14 protein-coding genes and 1 tRNA gene are annotated in these 16,924 nt (G+C 66.7%); 11 read left to right on the top strand and 4 right to left on the bottom strand.

All coding sequences use genetic code 11. The features are described from left to right. Window positions 1-18: 18 nt before the first annotated feature. The 3 genes from BVIR_RS08225 to BVIR_RS08215 form a co-directional block, all read right to left on the bottom strand. Window positions 19-576, bottom strand: coding sequence for a DUF192 domain-containing protein (locus BVIR_RS08225; RefSeq protein WP_236823741.1), 558 nt, complete (start codon window positions 574-576; stop codon window positions 19-21). A 28-nt stretch (window positions 577-604) separates the two neighbouring features. Then, window positions 605-1,186 (bottom strand): cold-shock protein, encoded by a 582-nt coding sequence (locus BVIR_RS08220; RefSeq protein ID WP_055038769.1) that lies wholly within the window; start codon window positions 1,184-1,186, stop codon window positions 605-607. 587 nt (window positions 1,187-1,773) lie between these two features. Further along, a complete protein-coding gene (locus BVIR_RS08215; protein WP_417852047.1) occupies window positions 1,774-2,541 on the bottom strand; it encodes an SIR2 family NAD-dependent protein deacylase in 768 nt (255 codons plus the stop codon). Window positions 2,542-3,000: 459 nt separating this feature from the next. Between BVIR_RS08215 and BVIR_RS08210 the strand changes: the two genes are divergently transcribed. From BVIR_RS08210 to BVIR_RS08160, 11 genes are all read left to right on the top strand, one after another. Beyond that, on the top strand, window positions 3,001-3,459 hold the full coding sequence (locus tag BVIR_RS08210) for a VOC family protein (protein ID WP_055037247.1): 459 nt from the start codon (window positions 3,001-3,003) through the stop codon (window positions 3,457-3,459). Window positions 3,460-3,529: 70 nt separating this feature from the next. Next, window positions 3,530-3,605: transfer RNA gene (locus BVIR_RS08205), tRNA-Glu, on the top strand. Between the two features lie 415 nt (window positions 3,606-4,020). Then, window positions 4,021-4,878: an alpha/beta fold hydrolase gene (locus BVIR_RS08200; protein WP_055037246.1), complete on the top strand. Its 858-nt coding sequence runs from the start codon at window positions 4,021-4,023 to the stop codon at window positions 4,876-4,878. Then, window positions 4,875-6,650 carry a TIGR03768 family metallophosphoesterase gene (locus tag BVIR_RS08195; RefSeq protein ID WP_236823740.1) on the top strand — a complete coding sequence of 592 codons (1,776 nt, stop codon included), beginning with the start codon at window positions 4,875-4,877 and terminating at the stop codon, window positions 6,648-6,650. The genes BVIR_RS08200 and BVIR_RS08195 overlap by 4 nt, the downstream gene beginning before the upstream one ends. 528 nt (window positions 6,651-7,178) lie before the next feature. Further along, window positions 7,179-7,934 carry a sialate O-acetylesterase gene (locus BVIR_RS08190; RefSeq protein WP_055037244.1) on the top strand — a complete coding sequence of 252 codons (756 nt, stop codon included), beginning with the start codon at window positions 7,179-7,181 and terminating at the stop codon, window positions 7,932-7,934. 385 nt (window positions 7,935-8,319) lie between these two features. Beyond that, the gene (locus BVIR_RS08185; protein WP_417852046.1) at window positions 8,320-9,159 is read left to right on the top strand and encodes a crotonase/enoyl-CoA hydratase family protein; all 840 of its coding nucleotides are present in this window, start codon (window positions 8,320-8,322) and stop codon (window positions 9,157-9,159) included. Between the two features lie 124 nt (window positions 9,160-9,283). After that, the gene (locus BVIR_RS08180; RefSeq protein WP_055037242.1) at window positions 9,284-11,137 is read left to right on the top strand and encodes a feruloyl-CoA synthase; all 1,854 of its coding nucleotides are present in this window, start codon (window positions 9,284-9,286) and stop codon (window positions 11,135-11,137) included. A 13-nt stretch (window positions 11,138-11,150) separates the two neighbouring features. Continuing rightward, window positions 11,151-12,404, top strand: coding sequence for a thiolase family protein (locus BVIR_RS08175; RefSeq protein ID WP_055037241.1), 1,254 nt, complete (start codon window positions 11,151-11,153; stop codon window positions 12,402-12,404). A gap of 14 nt (window positions 12,405-12,418) precedes the next feature. Next, window positions 12,419-13,180 carry an SDR family NAD(P)-dependent oxidoreductase gene (locus BVIR_RS08170; protein WP_055037240.1) on the top strand — a complete coding sequence of 254 codons (762 nt, stop codon included), beginning with the start codon at window positions 12,419-12,421 and terminating at the stop codon, window positions 13,178-13,180. Window positions 13,181-13,188: 8 nt separating this feature from the next. Next, window positions 13,189-13,623, top strand: a complete 435-nt coding sequence (locus tag BVIR_RS08165; RefSeq protein WP_055037239.1) for an acyl-CoA thioesterase — start codon at window positions 13,189-13,191, stop codon at window positions 13,621-13,623. 211 nt (window positions 13,624-13,834) lie between these two features. Beyond that, the gene (locus tag BVIR_RS08160; RefSeq protein ID WP_055038767.1) at window positions 13,835-14,944 is read left to right on the top strand and encodes an ABC transporter substrate-binding protein; all 1,110 of its coding nucleotides are present in this window, start codon (window positions 13,835-13,837) and stop codon (window positions 14,942-14,944) included. Window positions 14,945-15,181: 237 nt separating this feature from the next. Here the strand turns inward: BVIR_RS08160 and BVIR_RS08155 are convergent, their stop codons facing one another. After that, the gene (locus BVIR_RS08155; protein WP_055038766.1) at window positions 15,182-16,915 is read right to left on the bottom strand and encodes an acyl-CoA dehydrogenase family protein; all 1,734 of its coding nucleotides are present in this window, start codon (window positions 16,913-16,915) and stop codon (window positions 15,182-15,184) included. Between the last annotated feature and the right edge of the window lie 9 nt (window positions 16,916-16,924).

Raw genomic sequence — 16,924 nt, 5'->3', positions numbered from 1 at the left:
GGATGGCCGGCGGCAAGGTCACCGCCCGCCGATCAGGCGATGGCCGACCTGGTCGCCGACCGTGATCCCGAGCTGCTTGGCGCTGCCCGCCGGCAATTCCAGCACGAACCGCACCGGGCCGCCCGACGGAATGTGCGCCGTTGAGCGTGGCGTGGTCCGCTCGGCAATGCTGAGGATCTCGCCGTTGCGGCGGATGAACAGCATATCCAGCGAGATATAGGTGTTCTGCATCCACATCGTCACGTCGCGCTCGACGCCGAAGTCGAACAGCATGCCGCGGCCAGATGGCAGCGAGCGCCGATACATCAGGCCGCGGGCGCGCTGCTCGTCATCGACCGCAACCTCGACGTCGAAGCTGAGAACGCCGGTGCGGGTGGCGATTTCCAGCGGCTCCGGCCCTTCGAACCGAACCGCCGGCACGTCGGGCAGCAGGTCCGCGGCCGAAACAGCGGGCTGAGCCAACAGCACCGCCGGGCTGCAGATGGCGGCCAGCATGGCGACGGCGACCACGACGCCCCGTAGCAATCCCAGCATGGCTGCGAGCCCGACCCGAACGAGACCGCCATGTGACGTCATTCGCAATCCGTTGCCGCCGGGGCCGCAGTCAATGCGATGCGACGCCGCCGCTGACCGGCCCGTCAGGGCGAATTTCGGCCGCCATCAGACCCTTCGGTCCGGGCCCGAACCGCACCATGACCATTTGACCGGGTCGCAGCTCCGCCATGCCATAGCGGCGCAGGGTCTCCATGTGGACGAAGATATCGGGCGTTCCGTCGCCGCGGGTGAGAAAACCGAACCCGCGCAGCCGGTTGAACCACTTCACCCACGCCCGCTCGAACCCCGATGTCGGCGTTACCGAGACGTGCGTGCGCGCAGCCGGAAGTTGAGAGGGATGGACCGCCGTGGACTTGTCCATCGACACGATGCGCAGCGCCTGGAAACCCTTCGCGCGCGGCACCGCCTCAACAACCACCCGGGCGCCTTCGTTCGCGGCCTGGTAGCCGTCGCGGCGAAGGCAGGTGACATGAAGCAATACGTCCGCGCTGCCATCGTCAGGGACGATGAAACCGTAGCCTTTTGCTACATCGAACCACTTAATGTAACCGGATACTTCGACCAGACTCTCGAGCTGCTCATCAGAGTGCTCTTCACCAGTCTCCGCCCCGACCCCGAACTTGGGATCCATCACCGACCTCTCGCCGCCGCCGCATTCGTCGTATTTGCCGCGGCACGTCACCGCAGCGTACGATTCTCAACCTATTCGGGAGGATAACACTGCCTCACGGGCCGCAAACAACAAAGTGCGAGCGCTCGGCGATTTCCTGGACGGTGTTGCGCAGGGTCCACGGTCTTATCCCCTAACGGCAGCAAGCGAGCCTGCCGCAGCCAGTTTTCGCTGGCGCGTTCCTGGCAAGCAACGGTCGGAATTTGGTAGATTGTGACCGGATCCAATTCAAACTCGCCCAAAAAACTTGGGGGAAGAGGCAATGTTGCCGAACAAATTTTCATATTACCCCACGTCTGGCGACCATCGGATGACGTCTCCAACCCATCACCCGGATCGAATGCATGGGATTTGCGTCGGAACGGAAAGTCGAGCGCCAATAAATTCCGTCGAAAAACCGCAAATTACCAAGTTGGCATCATCGGCCGCTGGCGCCCCCCGAACCGTGTTCTCGGCACAACCGACCGAGAACTGCCGCGGCAATGCTCCGGGTGCTCGGCTGAGCGCTTTTTCAGGTGAAAAACACACCTGCGTTTGTGGACACCGCTCTATTCGACCCACGGCGCCAGCACGTCGCCGATGTCATGGCGGATCACGAGATCGGCGATGGCGTCGAATTCGGTCGGGTCACGGTTGAGGATAACCAGCCGCGCGCCGTTCTGCTGGGCCATGAGCGGAAAGCCGGCGGCCGGCCACACCACCAGCGACGAGCCGATGGCGACGAACAGGTCGGCCGACAGTGTCAACTGCTCGGCGCGCCGCATCGCCTCGACCGGCATCGCCTGGCCGAACGACACCGTCGCGGACTTGATGAAGCCGTGGCAGCGCGGGCAGGCCGGCGCCTCGCCGCCGCTGGCGTCGAATTGCTCGCGCACCCAGTCGAGTTCGAAGCGGGTGTCGCAATCGAGGCAGAGGGCATAGGTGGTGTTGCCGTGCAACTCGATCACGCACGAATCATCGATCCCGGATGCCTGATGCAGATTGTCGATGTTCTGGGTGATGACGCCCGGTGACTTGCCCTCGCGCCACAGGGCGGCCAGGGCATGGTGGCCGCGACCCGGCCTCGCCGTGCCGAACGCCGAATCGAGCGCGAAACGGCCGCGCCAGCACTCGTTTCGCGCGGCCTGGGACGCAATGAACTCGTCGAAATAAACCGGCGCGTTGCGGGTCCACAGCCCGCCCGGCGAGCGGAAATCGGGGATGCCGCATTCGGTCGAGATGCCGGCGCCGGTGAAAGGAACGATCCGCTGCGCCGCCGCGATGAGTTCGCCAAGGCGGGTGCGGGCGGTCGAGAGATCGGGAGCCAATTTTTCCACAGGGCGAAGCAAACCGCGATCGCGGATGCGGCGCAAGGCCTCGCTTGGCCGGACGCACCGCCGCGTGGCGCGGTGCTAAACAGAAGATGTCGACCAACGGCGGGCGGCAGCCGGCCGTTGGTTCCGATCGCCGATTTTCGTGAAATCACTGATGTCACGGGCGAAAATCCGCGAGTCCAACGGACCTCTGCGTCAGCATCCGGGGGCGTTGATAGTCCATGCGAGCCAGCGCTCGGCGGCGAGGCTGGGCTGCCAAAGCCAGGCGCCGGGAGGTTGCTTTGGCCTGGACACCTTGGGTCTGGAGGTGAAAGTCTCGCGGTCCGTCGCGAGCAAGCACTTTCGTCCGCCAGCACGCGGCCAGCCCGGCGCCTGCCGCCCTGGCGTCCGGGGATCGAAGCCGGCCCTGCCGGGTTGAGGTTTTCGGTTCACCCATATCAGTCATCCTGCCGGAGTCCCGACATGCGCTTTCTTCACACCATGGTTCGCGTCAGGAGCCTCGACGACAGCCTCGACTTCTGGTGCCGCCAGCTCGGCCTGGTCGAGGTGCGGCGAATCGACGTGCCGCAAGGGCGTTATACGTTGGTGTTTCTGGCGGCGCCGGCCGACGAGCTGACCGCGCGTCAAGACCTTGCCAACCACCGACGCGAGGCACCGACAATCGAGCTCACCCACAATTGGGATCCGGAAGACTACGGCTCGGCCCGCAACTTCGGTCACCTCGCCTTCGAGGTCGACGACATCTATGCGACCTGCGCGAAACTCCAGGCGGCTGGGGTCGTCATCAATCGCCCGCCGCGCGATGGTCAGATGGCGTTCGTTCGCTCACCCGACCTGATTTCGGTCGAGTTTCTGCAGAAAGGCGCGGCGCTGCCGCCGCAGGAGCCGTGGGCGTCGATGCCCAATACCGGCGTCTGGTAGATAATTCTTCGGCATGACCACTCAGGTGGCCTTGCCGACGCCGCTCGGTTTGCCTATAGGGAGCGGGCCCGCGCCCATCGTCTAGCGGTCTAGGACGTCGCCCTTTCACGGCGAAAACAGGGGTTCGAGTCCCCTTGGGCGCGCCAGTTCGACACCGGTCCGAACAAAGCCGCGAAACTCGCTCGATAATTCGACGCGCAGATGGTCGTCCATCTCGGACGCTACCAGATGATCCCTTTGGGATCCCGGAAGCCACCTCGCCGAAAAATCCTTGACGGATAATGGACTTTTCGACGGGCGGAATACCGCTCGAAGGCATGATCGGCCGGAAGCCGTATCATTGAGCCATTCTGCCTGCAGTCGAACCAATGGTCCGCACGATGGTCGGCTGCGCGGCACGATGCGGGCGAGCGTCGCCGCCTCAAGCGCGGGTTCGCGACACCGCGACGTTGAGCGCACGTAATCTCGCCGACTGGCGTGATCACGACCCCGATCCAACAGTTGCGACGTGACGCGGCGCACCGATTCGCCCTCGCCACCCATAGATAGACGAGGGCTTCAATGATGAGACTTGCGTCGCGTCTCTGTGCATTCGCCGTCGCGCTGATGCTGGCCATCAGCGGCGCCCTGGCGCAGCAAATCCAGCCGGCAGGCGAGATCATCGGTCGCGACAGCGAGGGGCATGCCATCCGCATGGTTCACGCCAACGGCATCGATATCGGCTACAAACTGGTCGGTTCGGGGCCGCCGCTGGTGATGATCATGGGGCTGGGCGGCACCATTGAGCACTGGTCCCCGCAGATCGTCGCAGCGCTGGCAAAAGAATACCAGCTCATCATGCCCGATAACCGCGGCATGGGTCATACGACCGCCAATGAGACGACGTTCACCTACAGGCTGTTCGCCGACGACGTCATCGGCCTGCTCGACGCCCTCGGGGTCAAGAAGACGCACGTGCTCGGCTATTCCATGGGCAGCACGATCACGCAGGAGTTGTTGCTCACCTATCCGCAGCGGTTCGACAAGGCGATCATCCACGCGACGTCGACCGACGGCAGCCATGTCGCCGCCGTCTTCAAGGGCAGGACCATCGACAATCCGACCGTTGCCCGCCAGATCGAGGCGACCACGCACTGGAAGACGCCGATGGATCGCATCGCCGCTGTCACCAACCAGGTGATGTTCGTCGTCGGTACTGCAGACACCGTCGTGTATCCCGAAAGCTCGAAAGTGCTGGCGGCGGCAGTCCCGGGCTCGTGGCTGGTTCAGTTCAAGAACGCGACACACGGCCTGATGTACGAGACGCCGGCGGGGTTCTCGCGCATCGTGCTGACGTTCCTCGACACCGACGAGACCGTGAAAGCGGCCGAGCCGCCGCCCATGTTGCAGATGGGTGGCGACGGGAACGTCCGGCGGTGACGCCCAAGCGATTACGGACGCGGCCGTTGTGTCCGCCGTCGCGACCGATAGGATCGGCCATGACGAAGATGACGCGCCGTGACTTCGCCGTGAGCGCCGCGGCGCTCGCGGCCTCCACCGTCGCAGCGGCCGCGGCCGGATCGGCTGAGGTCCGCAGTGCGCGCCTGCCGAAGGCTTATCCGATCGCCGGCGACATCACGACCACGCTGGAGCGGACGATCGTGCCGGAGCCGACGCCGCCGGTGGCGCTTCGTCTCGCCGACGCGGCGAAATTCAACACGTACGGCTATGGCGGCTGGCGATACGGCACCGGCCTTCCGGCCGACCGGCGATTCGATCTCATGCCGTTCGCCGTCAGCGAGCGGTCGACGAAGCCCGTCCCGTTGCTGCGCTTCTTCTCCATCAGCGACATTCACATCACCGACAAGGAATCGCCGTCGTCAGCGATTTATCTGGGCCTCCTGGACGCCAACGGCTCGGCCTATGCGCCGGTGATGCTGACGACGACGCACGTTCTCGACGCCGCCGTGCAGACCGTCAACGCCTTGCACGAACGCAAGCCGTTCGATTTCGGCATCTCGCTTGGCGACGCCTGCAACAACACCCAGTACAACGAGCTGCGGTGGTACATCGACGTCCTTGACGGCGGCGTGATCACGCCGAGTTCGGGCGCGCACGCTGGCGCCGATACCATCGACTACCAGCGTCCATACCGAGCGGTCGGCCTCGACCGGTCGATTCCCTGGTACCAGACCCTCGGCAACCACGACCATTTCTGGATGGGATCGGCCCCGGTCACCGACCATCTGCGCCAGTCCTATGTCACCTCCGAGGTGCTCGCGCTCGGCGACATCTTCGCGCCCGGCGGCGTCGATCGGCGCGACTATTACGTCGGTACGCTCGACGGCGCGACGCCTTATGGCACCATCCGCGGTGTCGGGCCGGTCGGCGAATTTGAGGCGCCGCCGAAGGTGGCCGCCGATCCCGACCGCCGGTCGCTGCGGCGCCAGGAATGGATGGGCGAATTCTTCAAGACCTCGTCGCACCCGGTTGGCCATGGCTTTGCCAAAGCCGATGCCGACGCCGGTTTCGCCTGCTACAGTTTTCGGCCAAAGCCGGGTCTGCCGCTCAAGATCATCGTTCTCGACAACACCCAGGCCGACGACGACATCGATACGCCAGCGTCACCGACGAGTTCGCCGGGCTATGCCCATGGATCGCTCGACAAGGCGCGGTTCGACTGGCTCGTCCGCGAGCTCGACGGCGGCCAGGCGGCCGGCGAGTTGATGATCATCGCCGCCCATGCGCCGATCGGCATCGAGCCGGTGACGTCCCTCGTCGGCTGGAGCACCATCGCTGCCGTGTCCGAGGCGACGCTGTTCGCCAGGCTGCACCAGTATCCCAACCTGATCCTGTGGATGGCGGGCCATCGCCACACCAATGCGATCACGGCGATGAAATCGCCGGATCCGCGTCGGCCCGAGCTCGGGTTCTGGCAGGTCGAAACCGCGTCGCTGCGCGATTTCCCCCAGCAGTTCCGCACATTCGAGATCGTGCGCAACGGCGACGGCACACTCTCGATCCTGACCACCGACGTCGATCCAGCGATCGGGCGGGGCACGCCGGCGGCGCGCTCGCGCGCCTTCGCGGTCGCGGCCGAGCAGATTGCGTCGCGAACGGCGTCGCCGGGTCCGCTGCGTCCGACCGGCGCCGGCAATGCCGAACTGGTGGTGCCGTTGAGCCCGGACATGCGCCGCAAGCTGGGGGCATAGCGCATCGGCTCCGCCGGGCGCCGGCCGGGCGCCTCGCGGCCGATGCGGACCACTGACTTGCAGCAGGCCGCCTCCTTCGAGGAGACTCGGAAATTTACCATGTAATTTCAATTACATATGTGTTCGTAGTTTTATTCGGGCTGGCGCGCCAGTGATTTCAAAGGCTTCCGGGCCACCTCCCACAAAACTTGGCGGCTGCCCCAATCGTTGCCATTACGCGGCGAGCAGGCGAACCTGGGGTGCGGAACGCTGCTGCCAGCGGTGTTTCGGCGTGCACGCCGATTGACAGCCAGCCGGCCCTTTTCAATTTCGTTTGGTCACCCTGTTCGCCCCAGGGCCAGGATTGTCCCGAAAGTTGAGACATTCGCAGGCGAATGCCTGCCGCATCGCGATGCTCGATCACCATTGATGAGCCGTTCAAGATATTGCGCCGTGACGACGAGTGATCGGTCAGCGTCGCCGGCAGTGTGATATGAAATTCGGCTCCAAAGGGTCTGATGGATACGACAATTGATTAGGTCGGGACCTATGTCTCTGCAGCCGATGGATTTATTTTTGTTTTCCGGACAGTCGAATTCGGACGGCCGAGGCGCGCCGTCTGATGCGCCGACGTTTGCCTACGGCTTCCGCGTCAAGTCGTGGACGCGTGCCGAGGCGTGGATGGATGCGTGCGAGCCTCTCGGTTCAGAAACCGGAGCGGTGTACTCGGTACTGAGCGACGGCAAGGCTGGCGTCAGCGCCGGTATTTCGTTCGGGTCGTCGATCGCCATCTATCGGCCGCAGCGGGAGGTGGGGCTTGTCCACTGCGGGAAGGGGTCGACGTTCCTCAGCGATTGGGCTCGCAACCTTTCGACCTCGACTCTCTACGGCGCGATGCTCGCACGCGCGCAGGCGGCGCTTGCCGCAGCCCCGGCCGGTGCGAGCATCAAAGCCCTGATCTGGTACCAAGGCGAGAGCGAGACCGGCAGAGCGTTTGGCGCTCAGGCCGAGAGCTGGGCGGCAACCTTCCTGGCGATGTACGATTCGCTGTGCTCGGACCTCGGCATCCCTGGCCTGACGTGCATCGTGACGGAGTTGGGCATCAACCCCGCGAGCCACCCGTACTGGTCGACAGTGCAGGCGCAGCAGCGCAGCCTTGATGGCGCTCGCTCCGGCGCCATCGCCTGCGTCTCAGCCGCCGACTTGGCGGGCATCGTCGGCAATGAAGTCCACCTGACCACGGCGAGCCAAGTCACGCTCGGCCAGCGCTATGCCGCCAAAATGGCGGCGATGCTGGCGGTTTAGGGGCGATCATTCCGCCGCGAGAACGGCAGGCAGGGTGCCCGAAGCGAGATGGGGCAGCAGGTCGAGTCCGCCCCGCGCGGCCGCCGACGCGCTCAAAGGCGGCACCGCACCCTTGGCGGCGCCGATGCGCAGGGGTGGATTGACAAGGTGGCCGTGCCGACGCCGGGGCGCCGGCAGTGCGCGCGATCGCGTCGGCTCCAGCCGCGTGCGGTGGCCGGTCGAAGGACGGTCGCGGCCGACGCTACGGAACCCTACCTTTCTGCGCCTCAATGGCTGCCTTTCCGCGCGCGCACGCCGCCGTTGCGGCCGCGCTGAATTGTTGCGCTTGACACCATCAATTTGTTATACAGAATAACAATTATAGAGGTGACGAACGGAGATCGTGATGGCGGGGGATATGTCAGCGCGGAAGACGGCATCTGCCGCACCGGCCGGGGGCGCTGACGTCAGCGGTCATGGCCCGCTGAAGTTGGAGCGGCGGGGCGAGATCCTGGTCATCGGCCTTGATCGCCAGCCCAAGCGCAATGCCATCAATGATGAGACCATCGCGGCGTTGGACGACTGTTTTTCCGCGATCCCGGACAGCGTCCGCGCGGTGGTGCTGCACGGCCACGGTCCGAACTTCTCCGCGGGGCTCGATTTGTCCGAACTCTCCGAGCGCGATGTCACGGCGGGCGTGTTCCACTCCCGCGCCTGGCACCGCTGCTTCGAGAAGATCGAGTTCGGCCGCGTGCCGGTGATCGCGGTGCTGAAGGGCGCGGTGATTGGCGGCGGGCTCGAACTGGCCTGCGCCGCGCACATCCGCATCGCCGAGCCCTCAGCGTTCTTCGCGCTACCCGAAGGCCAGCGCGGCATTTTCGTCGGCGGCGGCGGCTCGGTCCGGCTGCCGCGGCTGATCGGGGTCGCCCGCATGGCGGACATGATGCTCACCGGCCGGACCTATGCGGCCACCGACGCCGTCACGCTCGGCATCGCGCAATATCTCGTCGAGGAGGGCGAGGGCTACTCGCACGCTCTGGAACTGGCGGCGCGGGTCGCCGCCAACGCGCCCCTCACCAATTTCGCGGTGATCCAGGCGCTGCCGCGCATCGCCGACGCCGATCCGCGCGTCGGCTACCTGATGGAGGCGCTGGTGTCAGCGGTCGCCCAGGGTGACATCGAAGCCAAGAACCGCGTGCGCGACTTCCTGGAGAAGCGCGCCGCCAAGGTGGCACGTCCGGCCTGAACCGGACGGCAAAACCCGCGAGCCGGACAACCGGCCGCGAAGAACAGGCCGGATCAACCGGCCGATGACGAGGAAACGTCGGGGGCGGCCCTCGCCAAGGCGAGGACGCCTTGGGGAGACCATCATGCACGCCATCATTCCGGCGACGGCACCTTTGCGCCTGTTCGGCAAGCTCGACCCCGTGGTGGAGAGCCGGCCCGACGGGGTCATCGTCGTCCGCTCGGCCAAGCCGCTGCCGCACTATTCCGCCTCGCTGGTCGATCGTCTCGAACACTGGGCCAAGGTGACGCCGCACCGCACCTTCCTCGCCGAGCGCGACCAAAGCGGTGGCTGGCGCACGCTGAGCTACGGCGCCGCCTTCGAGCAGATCCTGCACATCGGCGCCGCGCTGCTGGCACGCGATCTGTCGGAAGAGGAGCCGGTGCTGATCCTGTCGGGCAACGGCATCGACCACGCGCTGCTGTCGCTGGCCGGCATGGCGGTCGGCGTGCCGACCTGCCCGATGTCGACCGCCTATTCGACGTTGTCGCAGGACCTTGGCAAGCTCACCTACGCGCTCGACCTCTTGACACCGCGCCTGGTGTTTGCATCGAACGGACGGGTGTTCGGTCGCGCCTTGAGAAAGGTCAAGGAGCGCGGCATCGAGATCGTGGTGTCCGATGACACGGCGACTGAACTCGGCGCGACGCCGTTCGCGAGCCTGCTCGATCGACCGATCTCCTCGGCCGTGGTGTCGGCGCGCACCCAGGTCGGGCCTGACACCATCGCCAAGTTCCTGCTCACCTCGGGCTCGACCGGCTTTCCCAAGGCCGTCACCAACACCCAGCGCATGTTGTGCGCCAATCAGGCGATGCTGGCGGAAGCGCTGGCCTTTCTGAAGGACGAGCCGCCGGTCTTGGTCGACTGGCTGCCGTGGGCGCACACCTTCGGCTCCAACCACAATTTCGGCATCGCCCTTTACAACGGTGGCACGCTCTACATCGACGAGGGCAAACCGGTTGCGGAGGGCATTGCCGCCACCATCGCCAATTTGCGCGAGATCGCTCCCACCATCTATTTCAACGTGCCAAAAGGGTTCGAGGCGTTGCTGCCGCACCTGCAGGACGACCTCGCGCTGCGCCGGCATTTCTTCTCGCGCCTCAAGCTGCTGTTCTACGCTGGCGCGGGTCTCTCCAAGCCGGTGTGGGACGCCTATCGCGATCTGGCCCTCGACACCGCGGGGCGTTCGGTGGTGTTCACCACCTCGCTCGGCTCGACCGAGACCGCGCCCGGCGCCTTGATCGGCGTGCGCGATGCCGACCGTCCCGGCATCGTCGGCGTGCCGCACCGCGGCGTCGAACTCAAGCTGGTGCCGAACGCCGGCAAGCTGGAGGCGCGGCTGCGCGGCCCCAATATCACCCCCGGCTATTGGCGGCGTCCCGACCTCACCCAGGCGGTGTTCGACGCCGAGGGTTTTTATCTGATGGGCGATGCGCTCCGGCTCGCCGAGCCGACCAATTTCGCCGCCGGCTTCGAATTCGACGGCCGGGTTGCCGAGGACTTCAAGCTTGCCACCGGCACCTGGGTCAGCGTCGGTCCGCTCCGGGTCGACATCATCGGCAAGTTCGATCCCCTGGTGCGCGATGCCGTCGTCACCGGCCACGACCGCGACGACGTCGGCATGCTGGTGTTTCCGGACGAGGCCGAGACCCGCAAGCTGGCACCGCATCTGGAGCCCGACACGCCGTTCGCCGAGGTGGTGGTCGATCAAGCGGTAAAGGATGTGTTCCAGGAACGGCTGGCGGCGATCGCTCGCGACGCGACTGGCTCATCGACCCGCGTCACCCGCATCGCGCTGCTGGCAGAGCCGCCCTCGATCGACCTCGGCGAGGCGACCGACAAGGGCTCGCTCAACCAGCGCGCCGTGCTCGCCAACCGCGCCAAGGACGTCGAGGCGCTGTACGCCGCTGAGACCAAGCCGCACGTCATCAGGCTGTGAGGACCTTCCAAGGATGAGTACGACAGAAGTTGGGGGAGCGGTGACGCTCGCGTTCGACGGCGTGTTCGTCGTCGATGGCGCACGCACGCCGTTCGTCGATTACAACGGCGCGCTGGCCGGCGTGTCGCCGATCGATCTCGGCATCAAGGCCGGCCGCGCCGCCATTGCCCGTGCTGGGGTCGATCCGGCCGAGATCGGCACGGTGGTGGCCGGCAACATGGCGCAAGCCAGCTTTGATGCCTATTTTCTGCCGCGCCATGTCGGGATCTATTGCGGGGTGCCGATCGAGGTGCCGGCCCATCTGGTGCAGCGCATCTGCGGCTCCGGCATCGAGGCGGTATCGCAGGCGGCCGATGCGGTGGCGCTCGGCCGCGCCCGCGTCGCGCTCGCGGTCGGCACCGAGTCGATGAGCCGCAATCCGGTGGCGGCGTACACCCATCGCGGCGGCTTCCGGCTCGGCCAGATCGAGTTCGGCGACTTCTTGTGGGAGAGCCTGCTCGATACCTCCTGCGCCACCACCATGGGCGGCACTGCGGAGAATCTGGCGAAGCGACACGGCATCAGCCGCGAGGAGGTCGATGCCTTCGCCGCACGCTCGTTCGCGCGGGCGCTCGCGGCCCGAGCCGATGGCTTCTTCGAAGACGAGATCGTTCCGGTGGCCGACGAGACGTTCGAGCGCACTGGCTACAACACCCGCGCCATCCGCCTGAAGGTGAGGGGCGAGCCGGTGCGCGAGGACAGCCACGTGCGGCCATCGCCGCTTGAAGCGCTGGCGAAAATCCGCCCTGCGTTCGGAGGGGTGCAGACCGGCGGCAACTCCTCAGCGGTGGTCGACGGGGCGGCAGCAGTGGTGCTGGCCTCGCACGATTGGGTGCGTGCCGCCGGGGCGCGGCCGCTGGCCCGCGTCGTCGCCGCCGCCTCGGTGGGCGTGCCGCCGGAGATCATGGGCATCGGTCCGGTGCCGGCGATCCGCGCGGTGTGCGCGAAGGCGGGCGTCGCGCTCGCCGAAGTCGGCCGCATCGAGATCAACGAGGCGTTCGGCGCCCAGGTGATGGCGTGCGCGCGCGAGCTTGGCCTCGACGAAGACAAGCTCAACGTCAATGGCGGCGCGATTGCCATCGGTCATCCCTTGGGCGCCACCGGGGTGCGGCTGGTGGTGACGGTGGCGCGCGAACTGCGACGGCGCGGCCTGAAATACGGCATCGCGTCGGCCTGCATCGGCGGCGGCCAGGGCATCGCCATGCTGGTGGAAAACCCGGCAGTCTGACCAGGAGATTGACCATGGACATCGACGGGCAGGTCGCCGTCGTCACCGGCGGCGGGTCGGGGCTGGGACGCGCGGCGGCGGAAGCGCTGGCGGCGCGCGGCGCCAAGGTCGCGGTGGTCGACCGCAACGCAGCGGCGGCCGAGGAGGTGGCGAATGCCATTGCAGGCTTGGCGCTGGCGTTCGACGTCGCGGATGCAATCGCGACCGAGACCGGCCTGGCGCGAGTTGGCGCGGCGCTCGGCACGCCGCGCATCCTCGTCAACTGCGCCGGTATCGGCGTCGCCAAGCGCGTGCTCGGCAAGGAGGGCCCGCAACCGCTGGCCGATTTCGAACAGGTGGTCCGCGTCAACCTGATCGGCTCGTTCAACACGCTGCGCCTCGCCGCGGCGGAGATGGCGAAGCTTGAGCCGCTGGCGGGCGGCGAACGCGGGGTGGTGATCAACACCGCCTCGGTCGCGGCATTCGAAGGGCAGGTCGGGCAGGCGGCCTATTCGGCCTCGAAGGGCGGCATTGTCGCGATGACGCTGCCGATCGCCCGCGAGCTGGCGCAATTCGGCATTCGCGTCAACGTCATCGCGCCCGGCCTGTTCTCGACGCCGCTGCTGCGCTCGCTGCCGGAGGAGGTGCAGGCATCGCTGGCAAAGTCGATTCCGTTTCCGTCTCGGCTCGGTGAGCCCGCGGAGTTCGCCAAACTCGCCCTCCACATGGTGGAGAATTCCTTTCTCAACGGCGAAGTGGTGCGCCTCGACGGCGCGCTTCGCCTGCCGCCGCGCTGAGGTGTTTCATGCTCGTCAACCGCCGCACCGTCCGCATCGAATGGGCGCACTGCGACATCGCCGCCATCGTGTTTTATCCGCGCTATTTCGAGATGTTCGACACTTCGACCCATTATCTGTTCGAGAAGGCGGGCTGGAAGAAGCGCGAGTTGATCCGCGCCTTCGACATCGTCGGCTACCCGATGGTCGACACGCGGGCGAAATTCCTGGTGCCATCGACGGCGGGCGACGACGTCGTCATCGAGACAAATGTCACCGAGTTTCGCAATTCGAGCTTCGACGTCGAGCACAAGGTGTTCAAGCCCGGACCGGACGGCGAGGTGCTGGCGATCGAGGGGTTCGAGACGCGGGTGTGGGTGGCCAAGCACCCGGACGATCCCAATCGCATCAAGTCGCGGCCGATCCCCGAGGAGGTGATCCGGCGGCTGTCCGCGACCTGCTAGCGCATCCGCCGATCCGAACTGAATTGAGCGGATGCTCCGAGACTTTGTTTCGTCGCGAGTGTTCGCGACGCCGGTATCCACCCTTGCGGAAAATGCTCGACGCGACCTGCGCGGCAAGACGCGGGCGCATTACGGGAAACGGCCAACCAGGAAACCGACCATGACGATTTGCAGACGCGGTATCAGCCGCCTTCTCGCCGGCTCCGCCTTCATGTTTGCGCTTTGCGGGCCGGCGCTCGCCGAGCCGCCGCCTCTCCGCATCGGCGTGACGATTTCGACCACCGGGCAGGGCGCCGCACTCGGCATTCCAGAAAGGAACACGCTGGAGGTGGTGGGACGCGACATCGGCGGGGTGAAGCTGGAGATCATCCAACTCGACGACGCCGGTGATCCCACCAACGCCACCACCAATGCCCGGCGCCTTGCCACCGAGGACAAGGTCGACGTGCTGGTCGGATCGTCGGTGACGCCGGCAACCATGGCGGTGTCCAACGTCGCGTTCGAGACGGAGATACCGCACTTCGCGCTGTCGCCGATGCCGTTCCAGCCCGGCCGCGATACCTGGACCTTCGTGATGCCGCAGCCGGTGCCGCTGATGGCCGGGGTGCTGTTCGGCCACATGAAGACCAAGGGGGTGAAAACCGTTGGCATCATCGGGTTCTCCGACAGTTGGGGCGATCTGTGGGTCAAGGAGTTCAAGGCCTCGGGCGAGCCTACGGGGCTGAAGATGGTGGCGGACGAGCGTTACGCCCGTGCCGACACCTCGGTGGCCGGGCAGGTGCTGAAGCTGGTGTCGGCAAAGCCCGACGCGGTGCTGGTCGGTGCCTCCGGCACCGCCGCTGCGCTGCCGGTGATCGCGTTGCGCCAGCGCGGCTATGGCGGCCCGATCTACCAGACCCACGCCGCGGTGACCCGCGACTTCATCCGCATCGCCGGCAAGGCCGCGGAGGGTGTCATCTTCGCGTCCGGTCCCGTGATCGCAGCGGCCAGGCAGCCCGAAGGGTCGCTGACCAAGGCCGCCGGCGTCGCCTACACTGCTGCCTACGAGGCGAAGTTCGGCGCGGGAACCGTCAACCAGTTCGGCGCCCACATGTTCGATGTGTTCGAACTGCTCAAACGCGCGGTCCCGGTGGCGCTGACGCAGGCCGAGCCGGGCAGCTCGGCGTTCCGCGCCGCGCTGCGCAACGCGTTGGAGCGCGAAAAGGACATGGCGGCGTCGCAGGCGGTCTACAACTACGGGCCGGGCAACCATTACGGCGTCGACGAACGCGGCCGCATCCTGATCACCGTCAAGGATGGCGACTGGGCCCTCATCGACTGATCTTGGCTCGGCCGCGGCGATACCACTTGAGGCTCTCGCGGCGACGACACCTTGGGGCGTCCGGGCTTCGTTCCGGGCGCCCTCTTTTTATCGGACATGCCGCGGAGCTTGGACGGTCGGCACAGCGCGAGAATCGAAACGGCCGGGACAGGCCCGGCCATTCACCATTACGGTTCAAAGGCGCTCACGCGTTTCCGGGGATCGCGGCGCGGCCGTGCTGCGACCGCGATGCGACGCTCAGCCGAGCCCGGCGAGCGCCCGGTAGTCCTCGGCGCGGCGGCTGGGCGAGGCGATCTGTGCCAGCAGCGCCGAGGCCTCCACCGCCAGTTCCTCGGCGTGGACCCGCGCCAGCCGCGGCCAGTGCGCCTCCGCCTCGCCCGCCAGTGCTGCGCCGCGTGCCAGCAGTGTGCCGGTGAGGACGATGCCGAACAGGCGCAGATAGGCCGGGGCGACGAACAGCCGGTCGGTTTCGGCGGTGGTGGGGGCGAGCAAGTGGGCCGTGGCGGCTTCCAGCGCATCGATCGCGGCTTCAACCCGAGCGGCGGAGCCGCCGAGCAGCATGCTGGCCGAAGCAGCGTCGGTGCGCGCCTCCGCGATCACCCGCGCCACCTCGCCGCCGCCGTCGCGCCCGATCTTGCGGGTGACGAGGTCGATGGCCTGGATGGCGTTGGTGCCCTCATAGATGGGCGCGATGCGGATGTCGCGGAACAGCTGCGCGGCGCCGGTTTCCTCGATGAAGCCCATGCCGCCGTGGATCTGCACGCAGCTCGATGCCACCTCGCAGCCGGCGTCAGTGGAGAACGCCTTGACGATCGGCGTCAGCAGGCTGGCGCGCAGCTCGGCGCGCGCGCGAGCCTCGTCGGTGTCGGCGGTTGCCGCGCGGTCGATCGCCGCCGCGGCCGAATAGGCCAGCGCCCGGATCGAAACCGTGAGCGCCTGAATGCGCGCCAGCGTGCGCGCCACGTCCGGGTGTGCCGCAATCGGTGCCGCGCCGTCGAACCCGGCGGCCTTGCCCTGGCGTCGCTCCAGCGCGTAGCGCTGCGCCAGCTGGGTCGCCTTCTCGGCGATGGCGACGCCCTGCAAGCCGGTGAGGAGGCGCGCCTTGTTCATCATGGTGAACATGCAGGCAAGGCCCTTGTGCGGCTCGCCGACCAGCCAGCCGACCGCGCCACCGCCATCGCCAAACACCATGGTGCAGGTCGGCGAGCCCTTGATGCCGAGCTTGTGCTCGATGCCGCTGCAGCGCACGTCGTTGCGGCCGCCGGGCGCGCCGTCCGGATTGGGCAGGAATTTCGGCACCACGAACAGCGAGATGCCCTTCACGCCCGAGGGCGCATCGGGCAGGCGCGCCAACACCAGATGCACGATGTTGGTGGCGAGATCGTGCTCGCCGAAGGTGATGAAGATCTTCGATCCGGTGATGCGGTAGGTGCCATCGCCCGCAGGCACCGCCTTGGTGCGCAGCAGCGCGAGGTCCGAGCCGGCTTGCGGCTCGGTGAGGTTCATGGTGCCGGTCCATTCGCCGGAGATCAGCTTGGGCAGATAGAGTGCCTTCAGCTCGGCGGAGGCGTGGGCCTCCAACGCGTCGGCGGCGCCCTGCGACAGCACCGGCAGGGTCGACAGCGACATGCAGGCCGACGTCAGCAGCTCCATGGTGGCGGTGCCGACCGCGGTCGGCAGGGCGGAGCCGCCGAATTCTTCCGACTGCGACACCGCATTCCAGCCCGCCGCCGCCCAGTCGGCATAGGCCATGCGGAATCCAGGCGGGGTGGTGACGGTGCCGTCCGCCCATTTTGCGCCGGTCGTGTCGGCGATGCGGTCGAGCGGCGCCACCCGCTCCTCGGCGAAGCGCGCGGCCTCATCGACAATGATGGCGAGGTCGTCGCGGTCGAGCGGCGGTGCGCCATCGGGGCCGGGCGCGACCTTGGTGAGGGTGAACAGGATGTCGTCGATCGGCGCGCGCCAACTCATGGCAATGTC

The organism is Blastochloris viridis, from assembly GCF_001402875.1.
Lineage (GTDB): Bacteria > Pseudomonadota > Alphaproteobacteria > Rhizobiales > Xanthobacteraceae > Blastochloris > Blastochloris viridis.
The sequence above is the reverse complement of the archived record's forward strand: the minus strand, read 5'-3'. Positions and strand labels throughout refer to the sequence as shown.

What these genes read in the sequence shown, in the direction of transcription:
- BVIR_RS08225 (WP_236823741.1), bottom strand. Translation starts at nt 576, where the DNA reads ATGACGTCACATGGCGGTCTCGTTCGGGTCGGGCTCGCAGCCATGCTG.
- BVIR_RS08220 (WP_055038769.1), bottom strand. Translation starts at nt 1,186, where the DNA reads ATGGATCCCAAGTTCGGGGTCGGGGCGGAGACTGGTGAAGAGCACTCT.
- BVIR_RS08210 (WP_055037247.1), top strand. Translation starts at nt 3,001, where the DNA reads ATGCGCTTTCTTCACACCATGGTTCGCGTCAGGAGCCTCGACGACAGC.
- BVIR_RS08200 (WP_055037246.1), top strand. Translation starts at nt 4,021, where the DNA reads ATGATGAGACTTGCGTCGCGTCTCTGTGCATTCGCCGTCGCGCTGATG.
- BVIR_RS08190 (WP_055037244.1), top strand. Translation starts at nt 7,179, where the DNA reads ATGTCTCTGCAGCCGATGGATTTATTTTTGTTTTCCGGACAGTCGAAT.
- BVIR_RS08185 (WP_417852046.1), top strand. Translation starts at nt 8,320, where the DNA reads ATGGCGGGGGATATGTCAGCGCGGAAGACGGCATCTGCCGCACCGGCC.
- BVIR_RS08180 (WP_055037242.1), top strand. Translation starts at nt 9,284, where the DNA reads ATGCACGCCATCATTCCGGCGACGGCACCTTTGCGCCTGTTCGGCAAG.
- BVIR_RS08175 (WP_055037241.1), top strand. Translation starts at nt 11,151, where the DNA reads ATGAGTACGACAGAAGTTGGGGGAGCGGTGACGCTCGCGTTCGACGGC.
- BVIR_RS08170 (WP_055037240.1), top strand. Translation starts at nt 12,419, where the DNA reads ATGGACATCGACGGGCAGGTCGCCGTCGTCACCGGCGGCGGGTCGGGG.
- BVIR_RS08165 (WP_055037239.1), top strand. Translation starts at nt 13,189, where the DNA reads ATGCTCGTCAACCGCCGCACCGTCCGCATCGAATGGGCGCACTGCGAC.
- BVIR_RS08160 (WP_055038767.1), top strand. Translation starts at nt 13,835, where the DNA reads ATGTTTGCGCTTTGCGGGCCGGCGCTCGCCGAGCCGCCGCCTCTCCGC.
- BVIR_RS08155 (WP_055038766.1), bottom strand. Translation starts at nt 16,915, where the DNA reads ATGAGTTGGCGCGCGCCGATCGACGACATCCTGTTCACCCTCACCAAG.